This is a genomic window from Simiduia aestuariiviva (assembly GCF_014192475.1).
Lineage (GTDB): Bacteria > Pseudomonadota > Gammaproteobacteria > Pseudomonadales > Cellvibrionaceae > Simiduia > Simiduia aestuariiviva.
The window spans coordinates 1,143,037-1,159,333 of the sequence record NZ_JACHXZ010000001.1 but is presented as its reverse complement, the minus strand read 5'-3'; the positions used below and the strand labels follow the sequence as shown (position 1 = coordinate 1,159,333).

The 16,297-nt window shown below is 53.2% G+C and carries 11 protein-coding genes; 5 read left to right on the top strand and 6 right to left on the bottom strand.

Features of this window, described 5'->3' with window-relative positions; genetic code table 11:
* The first annotated feature begins 4 nt into the window (after positions 1-4).
* A complete protein-coding gene (locus FHS30_RS05160; RefSeq protein WP_246341131.1) occupies positions 5-1,366 on the top strand; it encodes a M28 family peptidase in 1,362 nt (453 codons plus the stop codon).
* 532 nt (positions 1,367-1,898) lie between these two features.
* On the opposite strand, the gene FHS30_RS05155 is transcribed toward FHS30_RS05160, so the two are convergent.
* A complete protein-coding gene (locus FHS30_RS05155) occupies positions 1,899-2,180 on the bottom strand; it encodes a peptidylprolyl isomerase (protein WP_183908962.1) in 282 nt (93 codons plus the stop codon).
* A 124-nt stretch (positions 2,181-2,304) separates the two neighbouring features.
* Between FHS30_RS05155 and FHS30_RS05150 the strand changes: the two genes are divergently transcribed.
* Both FHS30_RS05150 and FHS30_RS05145 read left to right on the top strand, forming a co-directional pair.
* Complete coding sequence (locus FHS30_RS05150; RefSeq protein WP_246341130.1) at positions 2,305-2,700, top strand: glutaredoxin family protein; 396 nt, start codon at positions 2,305-2,307, stop codon at positions 2,698-2,700.
* A gap of 97 nt (positions 2,701-2,797) precedes the next feature.
* The gene (locus FHS30_RS05145; protein WP_183908958.1) at positions 2,798-3,589 is read left to right on the top strand and encodes a substrate-binding periplasmic protein; all 792 of its coding nucleotides are present in this window, start codon (positions 2,798-2,800) and stop codon (positions 3,587-3,589) included.
* A gap of 48 nt (positions 3,590-3,637) precedes the next feature.
* Here the strand turns inward: FHS30_RS05145 and FHS30_RS05140 are convergent, their stop codons facing one another.
* Positions 3,638-4,285: a vWA domain-containing protein gene (locus FHS30_RS05140; protein ID WP_246341129.1), complete on the bottom strand. Its 648-nt coding sequence runs from the start codon at positions 4,283-4,285 to the stop codon at positions 3,638-3,640.
* Positions 4,282-5,739: a hypothetical protein gene (locus FHS30_RS05135; protein WP_183908955.1), complete on the bottom strand. Its 1,458-nt coding sequence runs from the start codon at positions 5,737-5,739 to the stop codon at positions 4,282-4,284. Before FHS30_RS05135 ends, FHS30_RS05140 begins: the two co-directional genes overlap by 4 nt.
* 150 nt (positions 5,740-5,889) lie before the next feature.
* On the opposite strand from FHS30_RS05135, the gene FHS30_RS05130 reads away from it, so the two are divergent.
* Positions 5,890-6,672 (top strand): response regulator transcription factor, encoded by a 783-nt coding sequence (locus FHS30_RS05130; protein WP_183908953.1) that lies wholly within the window; start codon positions 5,890-5,892, stop codon positions 6,670-6,672.
* Between the two features lie 9 nt (positions 6,673-6,681).
* Complete coding sequence (locus FHS30_RS05125; RefSeq protein WP_183908951.1) at positions 6,682-8,319, top strand: ATP-binding protein; 1,638 nt, start codon at positions 6,682-6,684, stop codon at positions 8,317-8,319.
* A 149-nt stretch (positions 8,320-8,468) separates the two neighbouring features.
* Here FHS30_RS05125 and FHS30_RS17355 read toward each other — a convergent pair whose 3' ends face one another.
* The 3 genes from FHS30_RS17355 to dnaE form a co-directional block, all read right to left on the bottom strand.
* On the bottom strand, positions 8,469-11,339 hold the full coding sequence (locus FHS30_RS17355; protein ID WP_183908949.1) for a diguanylate cyclase domain-containing protein: 2,871 nt from the start codon (positions 11,337-11,339) through the stop codon (positions 8,469-8,471).
* 158 nt (positions 11,340-11,497) lie between these two features.
* Positions 11,498-12,445: an acetyl-CoA carboxylase carboxyltransferase subunit alpha gene (locus FHS30_RS05115; RefSeq protein WP_183908942.1), complete on the bottom strand. Its 948-nt coding sequence runs from the start codon at positions 12,443-12,445 to the stop codon at positions 11,498-11,500.
* Between the two features lie 237 nt (positions 12,446-12,682).
* On the bottom strand, positions 12,683-16,297 hold the full coding sequence (gene dnaE / locus FHS30_RS05110) for a DNA polymerase III subunit alpha (RefSeq protein WP_183908940.1): 3,615 nt from the start codon (positions 16,295-16,297) through the stop codon (positions 12,683-12,685).

Sequence of the window (16,297 nt, the reverse complement as noted above, 5' to 3'; positions counted from 1 at the left end):
CACTATGATGCGCACATCACTCGTTTTCGCCGCGGCGCTATTCAGCCAAATCTGCCGAGCGGATTGGCAGGCCCCGCCGGCGGAAAAGGTGGAACTCTACACCATCGGTAGTGCGGCCAGCGCCGCACGCATTGAGGCCGACATTACCAAATTGGTCAGCTTTGGCACCCGCCACACCCTGTCAGAGACCACCTCTGAAACCCGAGGCATTGGCGCCAGCCGGCGCTGGATAGAAGCAGAATTTAAGCGAATCAGCCGCGCCTGTGGCAATTGTCTTGAGGTTATCACCGTATCGGATAGGGTCTCTGGCAAACGCATTCCCACTGCCACTGAGGTGGTTAACGTTATTGCTGTTCAGCGCGGTAAGGCCGACCCCAAGCGCGTCGTTATGATGGCGGGTGACATTGACTCGCGTGTTAGCGATGTCATGAACGCGGTGGACGACTCGCCCGGCGCCAACGATAACGGCTCGGGTGTTGCCGGTGTATTGGAAGCCGCACGCGTACTATCAAAATACACATTCAACGGCACGGTGGTCTACGCCGCGCTGTCCGGTGAAGAACAAGGTTTGTATGGCGGCGAAATTTTGGCCAACTACGCGAAGGCACAGAACTGGCGCATTCACGCGGTCCTGAACAACGACATGATCGGCAACATTGAAGGCATCAATGGCGTTATCGACAACCGCACAGCGCGAGTATTTTCGGAGGGAACGCGCTTTGTTGAATCCGAAGAAGAGGCCCGTTTGCGCCGCTACACCGGCGGAGAAGTGGACTCACCGTCACGCAATTTGGCGCGCTACATTAAAAAAGTGGGCGAGCAGTATGTACCCAACCTCAACGTAATGATGATCTATCGGCTCGACCGCTTTGGTCGAGGTGGCCACCACCGCCCCTTTAATGAAGCGGGCTTTCCCGGCGTGCGCATCATGGAAGCCTGGGAAAACTACAACCGCCAGCACCAAGATTTACGGACCGAAGATGGCATTGTTTACGGCGACACCTTGGCCGGAGTTAATTTTCCCTTCGCCGCCAAGTTGACCAGCCTCAATGCGGTCACACTGGCCGCGTTGGCCTGGGCGCCGGCACCGCCGGCTGGGGTTGAAATCAGTGGCCAAGTAAGTGCCGATACACACTTGAGCTGGCAGCCTGCCAGTCAACAAGATGCCAAGCAACTTGCCGGCTATAAAGTTTACTGGCGCCTCACCACCGACGCGGAGTGGACCCACAGCCGCTTCGTCGGCAAGGTCGAGCACTTTACCTTGAACAACATCGTGATCGACAACTATTACTTTGGCGTCGCCAGCGTTGCCAAAGATGGCACGGAAAGTCCCGTGGTTTTTCCCGGCCCTGCGGGTCGATTTTGATAAAGACACGCCGCCAGCGTCTGGCGTAGCTCAACGAAAAGAACCGCCGCTTTGGCGGTTTTTTTTGGCCCTTCGCTATCTAACTGAAAAGCCAACTTGGCACAAAATATAGTTGGCAAACCCATAGACAAACCTCAAACAAAGGCCTAGTGTCAGTGGGTGATTGACGCGATAGCGCTTTGGGCAAGCTGCCCTGCTGTCCGGGACAATCGCGCCCACGTCTTCCGTTTATGGGCAGAGCCCCTAGGAGTCGAATATGAGTAAAGAGTTAAAGAGCAGTAAAAACACCAAGAAAAAAGCCCTACTTTCCCCCAAGGAAAAAAAGGCTGCCAAAATTGCCAAAAAGCAAACCAAGAACCTCTTTGACATTTAACATCTAGCTACCCGCAGCCCGACATTCGTTGGGCTGCCAATTTAGCGCCTCTGCATTAAGCGCACTTCAACTCCGCCACTGTATTCCAAGCCTGACAATTCGCTCAATAAGACGCTATTGTTCGCGAGCTTTGGCGTTCCGAACATCTGTGTTCGCCTGTCACTCATCTCGATAGATGGTCTCGATTAAATGGAAGCCAAATTGCGTTTTGATCGGCCCATGTACCACCAGCACAGGCTTTTTAAACACCACTTGATCAAATGCCTTAACCATTTGGCCGGGGCCAAATTCACCCAAATCACCCCCTTTTCTCCCGGATGGGCAGGTTGAGTGCTTTTTAGCCAACTGACCAAAATCCGCACCATTGGATAATAACTGCTTCAGCCGTTCGGCTTCAGCTTTGGTTTTCACGAGAATATGACGAGCCGAGGCTTTGGGCATAACAACTCCAAAATTGACTGAAATTTAACCAGCAGGGTGCAGATTAAACGTTAAATCTTGCGCCACAATGGCCTATAATGCGCGCCATTTTAGCTTAAGCCAAAACAACATTATGCGCATAATCTTGAAATTGCTCCGCGAAGGCCTTGGCCGCATCATCATTCTCGTGGACTACCTGACTCGCCCCGCGCCCATGAAACGATCCAAGCCGGAACAAGCTAAAGTCAATGCCCAACTGGCTCACATGGCGTTGTACCAGTTTTATGCCTGCCCTTTCTGCATAAAAACCCGCCGTGCGCTGCGACGACTAAATTTACCGATGCAAACACGCAATATTCACGACGGCTCCGAATTCCGTCTTGAACTCAAATCAGCTACCGGCAAGGTGAAAGCGCCCTGCCTTCGCATTCAAGAGGGCGAACAGGTGCAATGGCTGTTTGAGTCCAACGACATCATCGCCTACTTAGAAAAGCGCTTCCATCAGCCACCTCCGGCCACCTGCGCCAAAACCGCCGCCTAACCCCCGCGCATCTCCAATAGCCCCCGGCTGCTATACTCAGTGGGTCTTCCTTAAGGTGCCTCATTTGGGCACCAACGACCTGCTGGGGACCTGCACTATGCGTTTAGCGTTCATGTTGTTTGCCGCCTTGCTCGTGCAATTTGCAGAGGCCAAACCGACATCGACCAATAAACAGCCATTGGTAATCGCCTATGGTGGCTACGCAGAAGAGCCCTATGTTTTCATGCACAACAATCAGGTCTCGGGCGGCGTCTATTGGGATCTTGCAGAGCTCATCAGCGAACGCCTTGCACGCCCCGTGATTTTCCGGCGCGTGCCTCGCAAGCGCATTGAACAGTATCTGGCCAGTGGCAAGGTCCATGTCATGCTGCTGGGGCATCCCACTTGGGTACAGAAACCCGAGGCGCTGGAGTGGACCAGCACCCTCATTCGCGAATATAACCAGTTGGTCCAAGCAAAAGGGAGAACCTTTACAGTCAATTCCCTAGATGACCTAGTGGGCAAACGCGTCGGGATGATTTTGGGCTACCACTACCGCGGCCTGTCCGATGAACCCTACCGAAGCACGGTGGTGCGCGACGATGCCAAGGATGTGGAGGCGAACTTCAAGCGGTTAGCGCAAGGGCGACTGGATGCCTTACTCGACTCCAATATTTTAATTGCCTACTTTTTGCAACAACACCAAGCGCACGATCGGTTTGAAGTGGTGACCAGCTGGAATATCCCCTATGACACCGTCAGTGGCATTTCACCCAAGTCACCGGTGAGTGCGGCACAACTTTCAGAGGTGTACCAACAATTGCATCGCGAGGGCAAAATCGATGCGATGCTAGAGCGCTACCTTAACGCACCCACACCCCGATTAGTGGACAAAAAAACGGCGCCCTAACGGCGCCGAAGCGAGGGAACAGGTGCAAAAACACCTGCAGAAGAACTGTTAACGACTGGCAATTAGCTGATCCAAGCGCTCCAAATCATTGACGACCTGCCAGTGACCGCCACCGGTCACTACGCGCTCCTGCCAACGGGCCAAACGCTTTAGATAATCCCGCGGATCAATGTTATCGCTGCGCAATTTAGTGACATTGAGCGCCACCACATTGATACCCGCCAAGGTGATGGGAAAGTCTCGAATGTGCCCCTTCGCGAGATCCTCTTCCAAATCTGAAAAGATCAATACGTACTGCTCACCTGCACCGGTTTCCGCCAAGTACTCACTGGCCTGAATCAAACCACCGGTGATATCGGTATTGCGGCTGCCACGAGTGACGCTCTTAACGTAGTCATCCATTCGCTGCTTAAACGCGCGTTTTTGTTGGTTGGCCTGACTGGGACGCTCATCGAGCGTCACCTTGGCGATAATATCTTTCTCGCTAAAGCTGCCGCTATCGATACGCGCCACTGCCACTGAATCGCCGCTATCTAACGTGGCCAACAAATAATTCAGAATGTTTTGCGCTTTAGTGAGTTCCTCTGTGTAGGTGCCGGAGGTGTCCAGCAATAGATACACTGCTCGCTGCTGCGGCACCTTTTGCGTGCAGGCCGTCAACGCCAGCACCAATCCTAGGGTGATCAACTTGTTCATGACTGGCTCTCCTCTTTCTGCCAAAGGACTTCGGTATTCGCGCCGCTGCTGCTGGTTTGCACCTTACTGCGCGCGCTGCGCGTTACGAGGCGCTCAATACTGAGCGGCACCATAATGACCAGATCGTAAGCATGTACCAGAATCCGAAACGCGTGCTGCACCAATGCACCCAGCAAACGCGCCAGTAGTGCCAACAGCGTTAACACGCCCTGCGCAAACAAACCGACAACAGTGCGTACAGAGTGAATAAATGATTCGAGCGGTATCGCCACAAACGCCAAAGCAAAAGGCAAGATGAAGCCCATAATCATCTGCCCCAATGAGGGAATCCACCGAAAATTAGCCTCCACCACGCTGGCCCCGGCCAGCGTTTGTGTGAGTGCTTCACGATCCAGCGCCAACAGATCACGCATATACGCCAGTGACGCCTCAACGGTAGCCAGAATCGTCAAAATGGTTAGCGTTACCCAAATCATGCGGCGACGCACGCGATCGTCCATCGAGCCAATAATCGGGAACAAGTGGGTGATACGCAGCGACTCCAGTAAAAACAACCCCATGGCTATTTCCACCAAAATAATCACCAGCGCAGCGATGTCCGAGGTTTTCATGGCTCCGATATAGCTGGTCCCACCCACCATTTCTGACATGGGCATGGCAATCAACTGAAAGTTAATTAGGCCGCCCATGACCGCAATCACCAGCACTAACCCAGAGATAAAAAATTGCGTCAGCGATGATGAAGTCAGTTTTGACATGGCCGCTTCGCTGGAATTGCGAATGGCTTGATACTCAGTCATATGTTCGTCGATAACCGCGGCGCGCTCTTCAAGACTTTCGACGTCGTGCTTTACTTTTTGCAAGTCTGCACCCACCTGCCGCCACAGGGGCTGCATGGAACCCAACAGCTTGTGCGATTGACGACTCGCTTTGATATAGGCATCCATTGTCTCGCGGTGAGCGCCCTCGAGAGTCTGTTGAATCCTATCCAGAATTTTCACCGCCGCGGGGTCGCCATTGCGAGGAATTGATGCCACAGTATTGACCACTTCCAACCACGCCGGCGGAGACGGTGGTGTATCTATGGCGCGGTTGTAATCGTCTTCTAGCCGGCTCACTGTGTCGCTCACCTGACGGTGCAAGGTTGGGTAGTGGCCCAAGTCACGAGCAATGGTGTCGTTGACGCGCACAAACTCGCGCTCTATGACGCGTCGAACCTGTGCCTCACCCGCACTCTGCAAAATCGCCTGGTTGCGCGTTCGCAGGGTTTGCTGCCAGGCCCGCAGGCTAAAGGCGGCAATACGCATAGTGCGATAAATACTGCGCCCCGTTTGATTTAACAATTGGTGAGAGGCATCGCGTCCGAGATACATCATCACCACTATAATTACCAGCCAGAGGGCCAGATTAACAGCCGGCTCACCGGGCCAGATCACAAACAGATCACTAGACATTTGCTGTCTCCCACAATGTGTTATACAAAACCTATGGCCTACTCATTTGCAGGCGTCCTTGGTGTTGTTATAAGCAGGGGCTGTGAAAAATCCGTGAGAAAAGCAGCGACGCGCGGCGCAGGCCCATAAAAACGAGACGCAGGTCACATAATGGCACACATATTTTGGGTTGAAGATCAAAGCCACTGGGTAGAGAAGTTCTCTGCAGCCCTGAGTTCGGGCGACTTTGACGGGCAAGATAATCAGCTAGAGGTGTTCCATCTTACCGATTCGGCCAAGCAATACATTGCCCAAGCCAGTCGGGCTCCCGATATCGCGATATTGGACGCCAACATGAATGGCAACGACAGCGCGGGCTTCGCCGTTGCACAAGCGCTGCAGAAAAAGTGGCCCGATCTGCCCATTATTTACCTGTCAGAACACAGCGGTACGGACATCGAAGCGAGCGCTTTCGAGCGAACCCAGCCCCACGATTTTATTGCCAAGCATCAACGCAATGTCGAACAGGTTTTATGCTGGCGCATCAAAGCCATTTTACGTCAACGCCAACTTACACACGCGGCTGCGGCGCAAACCTTGTCTCGTGGCGAGCTAACCATCGATTTACAAACTTGGGATGTCTACTGGCGCGGTGTCAAACTGATGAATCCGAACAACCCTAAACGTGCGCTGGCACCAACACCGAGGAAGATTCTTAAACATCTCGTTGAGGTGAGTCCTCGCGCGGTCGGCACACTGGCCATGGCCGAAGCATTGGACGCGGACCCCGAAAAATTTTCATCTGCCAACTACCGCCAACATATACGCACACTGCGCAGCGCTTTCGACTACGCGGAGGGTGGTGCGAGCAGCTTTACGGCTCGATGTAAAACCGGATCGGGCATCATAACTGCGGGCGACCAAGGTGCCTACGCCTGGTCCACGCCCAAATAAGGAATACCTATGGCAACTGATAAAACATTAACGCGCAGCTTTTTACGCACCCCTTGGCTGGGCGCCATTGCACTGCTGGGCGCGGCCCTTTTCACAATGATTGCTGCACGACCGGAATGGCAGCAGGCGCTCAAACTTGAATCAGACCTGTTTACGCCCCCATATCCTGAGATCGCACTGTGCGCCGGTCTCATATGTTGGCTAGTAGACTTGTTATGGTTTCAGTACCAGCGCCGTCGCGCCAATAACGCACAGGCAAATCTAGCGACTCAGCTCGATCACATCAAACAGAGCAAGCGCCAACTGCAACAAAAAGCGCAGCGCCACTCGAATCAAACAGAAAAGCTGAAAGCCTTTATTGGCGACAAACTCTTAGAATACATTGAGTACGATGAAAAATATCTGCACTTCAAAGGTATAGCCGCCGAAGTTAGGCACAACGGCGTCATTAGTTACGATAAAATTCAACAAGCGTTGCGTGCCGGCCAGCGAATGAACCCGCAACACAGCGGTTTTGAGCAAGCGTTGATTAGCCTTAGCTACCTGTGGGATCTATTGGACTTATCCACGGCTGACAATATGGCGCTGCACATCAACAATCACATCTGCGACTGTGAAGAATATTTTTACCAGCAGCAATTAGAGCCGGACCACAAGCTGCCATTCGTTCCCACCTTCTTTGCCCATCAAGCGATCTATCGTGCACTTGAACCCAGCCTGCAGGGGGCGGCCAGTGAATTGTCCGACACTCCAGACATCATCCGACTTGGCAACAGTCAGTTCCAATGCTACCTAGACCACCAATGCCAACTGCTGGGTAACGAAAATCATATTGTGCTCGCCGCAGAAAACCTGATTAAAAATGCGCTCTACTTTCACGGCCAGCAAAGTACCGCAGCGCACGCTCAACATCAAAGAGTGGTTATCTCACTCACTAAAAATACTCAGGCCATTCAATTGTCGGTTTACAACCACGGGCCCCACATCCCAGACTCAAAAGCCCAGCAAATCTACCAACTGGGATTTACCACGCGTACTGAGGATCAAATCCACGGAAAAGGCTTGGGACTCTATTTTGTAAAACAAATAGTGGCCGGCTACGAGGGCCAAATAAGCCACCGCAATGTCGTCAACCAACCCGAGAGCTACTCGCTGCGCTTGGAGTTACAGGGCCAGGGGTTCGAGGGCAACGAAATTCAAACTGAAGTGGTCGACGTGCAGGTGCGCGATGGCAAACCCAGTTGCATCAATAAAACACTGGTCGCCAATGACTGCGACGCTGAGCAACCGCTAGATTGCCTTCAATGGGCGTTTCGCCGACCGTTGCGGAGCATTGAGATCACCGCGCACAGCAATGGCAAAACGCACACCATTAACCTGAGCGGCGCTGAATCCACCTTTGTGAAACTCGAGCCTAGCCTTCGGCACCCACCGCGCTGGGCGCTCAGCATTGCGTCTGATCAACAGAACGCCACGCTGAGCTTTATCCCACTGGACGTCACGGGCGTGGAATTTTTAGTACAACTGCCGCTAGCTAACGCGCAACAAGACACCTCGCCAGAAGAGCAGCAAGATGATGCCTACATCGAGACGATTGCCGATCGATTTAAACCATTTGACCAATTGCCCAGGGACTCAAAGGCATGAATGAGGTTGCGCAAGCACATAAAAATGCTGTTCCAGCAACACCATTTACGCAGTAAACACCGGCAATATGCTTCAGTGTGCCCTATGGCACGTGAATTTAGATCAAAAGAATAATTTTTGGAAAAGGAGCGGGAAACGCCCAAAAAATTTTAGGTTTTAGGGAAAACTTGATCGCCACCTGCCTGCTGGCAAACGGCTAGATGACTTTTGGCCTCCGTCAAAAGCTGATTGGCCAACCACCGAGTACGCTCCATCTCTGGATAGCTATTAATCGATACCAAGCGGTTAACTAACGAGACCAAATCAAAGCACCCAATACTCACCGTAACATGCTCTTTCACCGTTGAAGCCGGATTTGATAACTGCAAATCATTGATAGCCTCGCGAAGCCGACCGGCCGTTGCCTGCGCAAGCGATAATGAAGCGCCATTCAATACCACCACAAAGTAACCGCTCTGTTCTGTTGCCACACAAACCGCGTCATTACTCAATGTACGCTGAAGTGCTTCAGATATTTTTAGGTGGCAGAGTTCAGCACTCAACTGTCCACTGAGTTTAATGTAGTCATGAAAACTATCCACTTCTACGGCAAGCACGCCCACATTGCCATCGCCAGACATGGCTAACTCTACCCAATCTGCCAATTGCTGTTCCAGCCCTCGACTATTCAACAACCCAGTCAGTCGATCTTGATAAATGTGCTGGGTCGAGCGATCCACCAGATCATTGATAGATGCCTGCGCACTCGATAACTCTGCGCCCTTTAATTGCAATGCACGCTCGAAATTCAACAATTGTTGGCGGCGTCGCCAAATCCAGCGCGGGTGCATCAACGAACTGATCAAGTTCGCCCCCAGATTCACTATTGAATGGCGCCACTTCGCTAAACGGGTCGGCCCAAGCACTTCAATCACTAACAATGTTGTGGGCGCAACAGGTTGTAGTAGGTCGCAAGTTACTTTGACTTCCAGCGTGTAACGTCCAACGGGAAGTGAGCACAAATAAATTGTAGGCGCACCGAGCGGCAGCCATTGTTCATGTAATCCAACAACGCGGTATTGATAGCCAATACTTGATTCCGACCAATACCAACTGCTCGAAAGCTGCATGGTCATCAGCCACCGAGGGGCGAGCACCGTGACCATTCCCTGCATTTCAGATACGTCTACGTCGGATTCCACACTCACCACGCGCGGTTCTGGCGCCGTTACTGCGGCTAATAGTGCAGCCAAGTTAATGTGTTGCAACGCCTCATTGGTACCACACCAATATCGCCCGCTCGCCGACTGACACAAGCTACGCGCAGTGGTAAATTCCCAATGGATGCGTGTGGGAAACTGCTTAAGTTGAAACATCAAACGTCCAGATGCGATGTCAAGCAGCACCAAACCCTGTGAAGTACCTAGAATCGCCAAATTGTCATCAAACCAAGCACAGGCCCAAGCCGCGACGGCAGACTCGCTGCGATACACAATTTTGCTGTCATCGCCGTCAATCAACACTAAGTAATTATCGGCGGCCACCAGTGCGCGCCGACCATTGGTTGCAATACTGTAAATGTTTGCCACTGGCTCTACCAACGGCACTGGCAACAGATGAAAATTCTGCGTATTCATGAGCCACAAGCCGCGGCCTAAGGTGCCCACATACACATAGTGCTCTGAATATTCTGCTATAGCATACACGTAACTCAATGTTTTATTGTGTTCATCATGCACTGGCTCGAAACGGTGGTGTTGTTTATAAAACGCAAACAACCCGGATACGGTGCCAAATAACATCACCGAGCCAAGATCATATAAACACCGACCTGCGCCAACAGACTTCTCTTTGTAGCAGTCAGCAGATGTGCTGTTAATATTAGTTAACCAAATCAGGCCAGCCTCAGCAGCGGCCCACACCTCGCCGGCCGCGGTATTGATTACATCCCAACACTTGTGCCCGCGCAGCGCGACTATTTCCTGCGCGGAAAATTCGGACGAAAACGGACAATAAAAACTGGCTGTCGTTCCACCCACCACGACCGCACGATGATCAGATGTATTGCGAACCGACAAATAGGAATTGCGCAACTTGCTGACATAACAATCGATGAAATTGCCCAAAGCGGGTAGCTTTAAGACGCCGGTAAAATCCGTGGCCACCCACACGTTCCCAAACGGATCAAACGTGACATCGTTGACGGCCAGCCCCTCGACCAATGGCTGAGGAATATCTGGTCCCGATGCTGTTTCCGCAAGTTCATAGAGATTGCCGGCGTCGCTGCCGACCATGTAATTGGCGGTAACCTGGAACGCCGCCGTCCAGCGGCGCGTACCTTGCCCCACTTTGCCAATCAAATGTAAATCGGCGGTGAATTGGTATATGGCGTCTAGGGTCGTCACCAGAAAACCAAAGGGCGAGGCTGAAATATGCTGAATGTCTTCAATGCCCGAACGCCCGCCGGGAAACAACGGCTGAACCTCGCCCTGTCGATACACCCAAAGACCGGAGAGACGCGCAAAGATTAATACTAGGCTACCGTTAACCGTCGCCATGTCTTCAATGGGTTCGCCGGCAAGATTTGGCGAAACCGGCGTCGGCGCAGCTTGCGATGCGCGCCAACGATGGAGCCCTCGGGCAGACCCAATAAGGTAGCTTGCATCTGGTTGCGCTACCGCACACTGGCACCAACCAATGCCAAAGTCCGCAGTGTTGAGCGAGTTCAGTACCCGTTTGCTACCGCAGTCTACGACGTCTAAGCCAAGGTCAGAACAGACCAATAACTGATCTTTAGCCGCACTAATTGTGCGTAGACCATGCGTAAGTAAGCCCGACGCTTGGTCCAACTTCACCACGTGTTCGCCATCGAACACACACAACCCATTCGGCGTGGCCATCCACAGCTGATTTTGGGCAAACACGAGGCTATGTATTTGTTGTGATGGCAGGCCGTCTGCCAATGACAGCCACTCCTGCGGTATTTGACGCGTGAGCTGACTGGCGCGCACTGCCGACGGCACTTGCTGTGTGTGCGACACTGAGGGTTCCCGTAGTGAAAGACCTAACTCATCCAAGTCTAGTCGCTACAATCAACCGCTGCTTGCTCAAATTACGCCAGCCTGTACCACACCACTAGCGATGCTGTGCAATAAAAAAGGCCGCTAGTGCGGCCTTTAATACAAACTGGAATGGGCGTTTAGTTGCCGTAGCTCATCAAGCGCTTATAGCGTGTGTCGAGCAGCTCATCTGTGCTCAAGGCGCACAAGCGATCCACTTGATCCACCAGCTTGCCCTGCAACGTCATACACATTTCATCTATATTGCGATGGGCACCGCCCAAGGGCTCTGGAATAGTCTCATCCACAATACCCAGCTCTTCCAGCACAGTAGACGTTACGCCCATGGCTTTGGCCGCGTCGGGCGCCTTTTCCACAGTTTTCCAAATAATATTGGCACAGCCTTCTGGGCTGATAACAAAGTAAGTGGAGTATTGCAGCATGTTGAGCTGATCGCCCACACCGATGGCCAAGGCGCCACCGGACGAACCCTCACCGATCACCGTGCAGATTATAGGCGTGCGCAAGCGCGACATGACCGCCAAGTTTTGGGCGATGGCCTCACTGATCCCACGCTCTTCACTGTCGATACCAGGATAGGCCCCGGGCGTATCGATAAGTGTCAGCACGGGCATTTTGAAACGCTCGGCCATTTCCATTAACCGCAGCGCCTTGCGATAACCCTCGGGCTTGGGCATGCCAAAATTGCGCATGACCTTTTCGGGCACAGAGCGGCCTTTTTCCTCACCGATAACCATCACTGGCTTGCCATCCAAGCGCGCCACACCGCCAATGATGGCGTGATCGTCGCCGAAGTGACGATCGCCGTGCAGCTCGTCCCAGTCGGTAAAAATACGCTTGATATAGTCGGAGCTATAGGGGCGCTGAGGATGACGGGCCACTTGCACGACCTGCCAAGGACTCAAATCCGAGTAGATACTGGCCGTAAGCTTTCGGCTTTTGTCCTGTAGCTTACTGATTTCTTCGGTGATGTTGAGATCGTTGTCTGAGCCCACTAGGCGCAGCTCTTCGATTTTTGCCTCTAACACCGCAATGGGCTGTTCAAAATCCAAATAATTCAGGTTCATCTTCGCCAATTCTTGGTTTGGGGGCTTTCGCCCACGCTTATCCCCCATTTGAGGGGCCTAAAAATGCCGCTAAAGATACGCGAAAGGCGGTGCCGAGTCACCCTTAGCGGCCACAATTTCGGCCTAAATCCACAGGCTTTTTGTCAGAAATACCTATGATTCAAGTCCAATAATTTCAAACATTCGTATGAACGCCCTACAATACACGACCACTTAGTCACCGCGGGCTGCGCCGCCTTAGTAAACCATTCGCACGCGTTCGGCGCCAAATAACTCACGCAACGCAGCCAGCAAGTCCTCAGAGGCGTTGACCTGCCACTCTTGGCCCAGGTGCACGCGCCCCCGCCCCTGCTCGGTGCGGAAATCCACGGTGATAGGACAAGTGCCCCCGCGGTGTGCGTTGAGGAGGCGCTGTAGCTGTTCTAATTGCCCATCCTGTACCTCGCCTGGATGCCACTCCATGTGCACGCCCTTGGCCATGTTGGCGCGCGCCTCACCCAAGTCGTGAACGGTATCGGCACGCATTTTTAACTGGCCCGAATAATCGTCATGGCTCACCTGCCCCTCAATCACCAACAGTGCATCTTTAACCACTTTATCGCGGTAATTCGTGTAGGTGTCGGCAAACAAGGCCACTTCGATACGCCCTGAGCGGTCGTCGAGGGAGACAAAGGCCATGGTGTCGCCGCGCTTGGTTTTCATTGCCCGCATGGCCACCACCAAGCCCGCAATGCGCTGGTTCGACTTCTCCGGCTTGAGGTCAGCAATGCGATTGGACACCAAATACTTCAGTTCTCGGTGGTATTCATCAATGGGGTGGCCGGTGAGGTACAAGCCCAAGGTATCGCGCTCACCATCGAGCCGCTCACGCATGGTGAGGCTTTTGACTTGGCTGAACTCACTGTAGACGTCGCCATTGGCCTCTGTCGCCGTGGGCACCACTTCCCCGAATAAATCCATCATGCCGGCACTGGCATTGGCGTGGCTCTGCTCTGCCGCCTTTACCGCCTCGCCTATGGCTGCCATCAACACGGCGCGGTCGTAATCGAGATTCTGTTGGGGGCCAATGCGATCAAAGGCTCCCGAGCGCACCAGAGCCTCCAACGCGCGCTTGTTGACCTTGCGCGGGTCGATACGTGCACAGAAGTCGAACAGGCTAGTGAAGGGGCCGCCCTCGTTGCGCGCTGCGATGATGTTATCCACGGGGCCTTCACCTAAGCCCTTAATGGCGCCTAGGCCGTAAACAATGTGGCCCTCTGGATTGACGTTAAACATGAACTCGCCGCTGTTTACGTCGGGTGGCAACAAGGTCAGGCCCATCTCCCGACACTCTTCAATAAATGTGACCACCTTATCTGTCTTATCCATGTCAGAGGACATGGTGGCCGCCATAAAGTGCGCGGGGTAATGAGCTTTGAGCCACGCAGTTTGGTAGGAAACAAGGGCGTAGGCGGCCGAGTGCGACTTGTTAAATCCGTAACCGGCAAATTTTTCCACCAAGTCAAAAATCTTCATGGCCAGATTCGGATCTATGCCCTGGCTCGCCGCGCCCTCCTCAAAGGTAGAGCGCTGCTTCGCCATTTCCTCGGGCTTTTTCTTACCCATGGCACGGCGCAACATGTCGGCGCCGCCCAGCGTATAGCCGGCCAACACCTGCGCAATTTGCATTACCTGCTCTTGGTATACGATAACCCCGTAGGTGGGCTCCAAAATCGGTTTTAGGGTTTCATGCTGATAAGTGGCGTCTGGATAGGCCACCTTGGCGCGACCGTGTTTACGGTTGATAAAGTCATCCACCATGCCCGACTGCAAAGGGCCGGGGCGAAACAACGCCACCAGTGCGATCATGTCTTCCAAGTTATCGGGCTGCAGGCGCTTAATAAGATCTTTCATGCCGCGCGATTCCAGCTGGAACACCGCTGTGGTTTCAGCGCGCTTTAGCAACTTAAATGTTTGCTCATCGTCGAGCGGTAACGCCGAGATATCGAGCGGCGCTTCGCCCGTGAGCTTGCGATCGCGGTCGATCATTTTCACCGCCCAGTCGATGATCGTGAGCGTGCGCAAACCCAAAAAGTCAAACTTGACTAAGCCCGCTGATTCCACATCGTTTTTGTCGAACTGGGTAACCAGACCACCGCCCTCTTCATCGCAATACAGCGGCGCAAAGTCGGTTAATTTAGTGGGCGCGATTACCACCCCGCCGGCATGCTTGCCGACGTTGCGGGTAAGACCTTCAAGCCGTACGGCCATTTCCCAAATTTCTTGCGCCTCGGAATCGCTCGCCAAAAATTCTGTGAGTATGGGCTCCTCCTCCAACGCCTGCTTGAGTGTCATACCCGGCGTGGGTGGAATCATTTTCGACAATTTATCCGCTAGGCCGTAACTCTTGCCGAGCACCCGCGCCACGTCGCGCACCACCGCCTTAGCCGCCATGGTGCCGAAGGTAATAATTTGGCTAACCGCGTCGCGCCCGTATTTGTCCGCCACATAGCTGATCACCTTGTCGCGGTTTTCCATGCAGAAATCCACGTCAAAATCGGGCATTGATACCCGCTCTGGATTCAGGAAACGTTCAAACAGCAAATCGTATTCCAGAGGGTCGAGGTCGGTAATTTTTTGTGCGTAAGCCACCAACGAGCCGGCACCGGAGCCCCGCCCTGGCCCTACTGGAATTCCGTTGTCTTTGGCCCACTGGATGAAATCCATCACAATCAAAAAATAGCCCGGAAAGCCCATTTGCATGATGATATCCAGCTCAAACTTGAGCCGGTCTACAAATAGTTGTCGCTTGTGGGCGTAGTCCGGATCGCGCTTATCTAAGATCCGAGCCAATCGCCACTCAAGACCTTCGTAAGTAATTTTCTGAAAGAAAAAATTGACCCGCAAAGCCTCTGCATATTCTGGGGTGTCTTCCTTGCCGGCCCATTTTTCCACCATGGCGTTAACGGCTTCACTGCGCATAAACTCGCGCGAGTAAATTTCAAAAATTTCGCCCTGGTCAAAGTCATCGGGTATCGGATAATCAGGCAAAAAGTAGGTGCCCAATTGAATATCCACCGTGCAGCGCTTGGCAATTTCCACGGTGTTTGCCACCGCCTCGGGAATGTCGGCAAACAGCTCCGCCATTTCGTCAGCCGTGCGCAAGTATTGCTGATCGCTATAGCGGCGCTCGCGACGTGGATCGTCCAAGGCGCGCCCCTCACCGATGCACACCCTCGCCTCATGCACTTCAAACTCTTCGCTGTGTAAAAAGCACACGTCGTTTGTGGCCACCACAGGGCATTGAAATTGCGCCGCCAGTGCCACCGCCGCGTGTAAATAATTTTCTTCGTTTTCACGGCCTGTGCGTGTGAGTTCCAAGTAAAAGCGATTGGGGAAATCCCGCTGCCACGCCTGCAACAACTCCGCCGCCTGCGCAGCGCGACCGCCCAGCAGGGCTTTACCCACATCGCCAAGCCGACCGCCCGACAGCGCAATGACGCCCTCGGCGTGCTCACTCACCCAGGCCCGCTGGATTTTAGCGACGCCGTGGTGCTGGCCGTGTTGCCACGCTTTTGATATCAATTCGGTGATGTTTTTATAGCCTCGGCTATTCATCGCCAGCAGGGTTAACAGCGTGGGATTACCTTCCTCGTCCGCCAAATGAAAATCGGCGCCGACAATGGGCTTAATACCAGCGCCTTCGCACTTGCTATAGAACTTAATGAGGCCGTAAAAGTTGGTTTGATCGGTAATGGCACAAGCCGGCATATCCAACTCTTTCAAGCGATTGATTAAACCGCCGATACGCACCACGCTATCAGACAAAGAAAATTCCGTGTGCAGGCGCAAATGTACAAAGGACGCACTCAT

What these genes read in the sequence shown, in the direction of transcription:
- FHS30_RS05155 (WP_183908962.1), bottom strand. Translation starts at nt 2,180, where the DNA reads ATGCCCAAAGCCTCGGCTCGTCATATTCTCGTGAAAACCAAAGCTGAA.
- FHS30_RS05125 (WP_183908951.1), top strand. Translation starts at nt 6,682, where the DNA reads ATGGCAACTGATAAAACATTAACGCGCAGCTTTTTACGCACCCCTTGG.
- FHS30_RS05115 (WP_183908942.1), bottom strand. Translation starts at nt 12,445, where the DNA reads ATGAACCTGAATTATTTGGATTTTGAACAGCCCATTGCGGTGTTAGAG.
- dnaE (WP_183908940.1), bottom strand. Translation starts at nt 16,297, where the DNA reads ATGAGTGCGTCCTTTGTACATTTGCGCCTGCACACGGAATTTTCTTTG.
- FHS30_RS05135 (WP_183908955.1), bottom strand. Translation starts at nt 5,739, where the DNA reads ATGTCTAGTGATCTGTTTGTGATCTGGCCCGGTGAGCCGGCTGTTAAT.
- FHS30_RS05145 (WP_183908958.1), top strand. Translation starts at nt 2,798, where the DNA reads ATGCGTTTAGCGTTCATGTTGTTTGCCGCCTTGCTCGTGCAATTTGCA.
- FHS30_RS05140 (WP_246341129.1), bottom strand. Translation starts at nt 4,285, where the DNA reads ATGAACAAGTTGATCACCCTAGGATTGGTGCTGGCGTTGACGGCCTGC.
- FHS30_RS05160 (WP_246341131.1), top strand. Translation starts at nt 5, where the DNA reads ATGATGCGCACATCACTCGTTTTCGCCGCGGCGCTATTCAGCCAAATC.
- FHS30_RS05130 (WP_183908953.1), top strand. Translation starts at nt 5,890, where the DNA reads ATGGCACACATATTTTGGGTTGAAGATCAAAGCCACTGGGTAGAGAAG.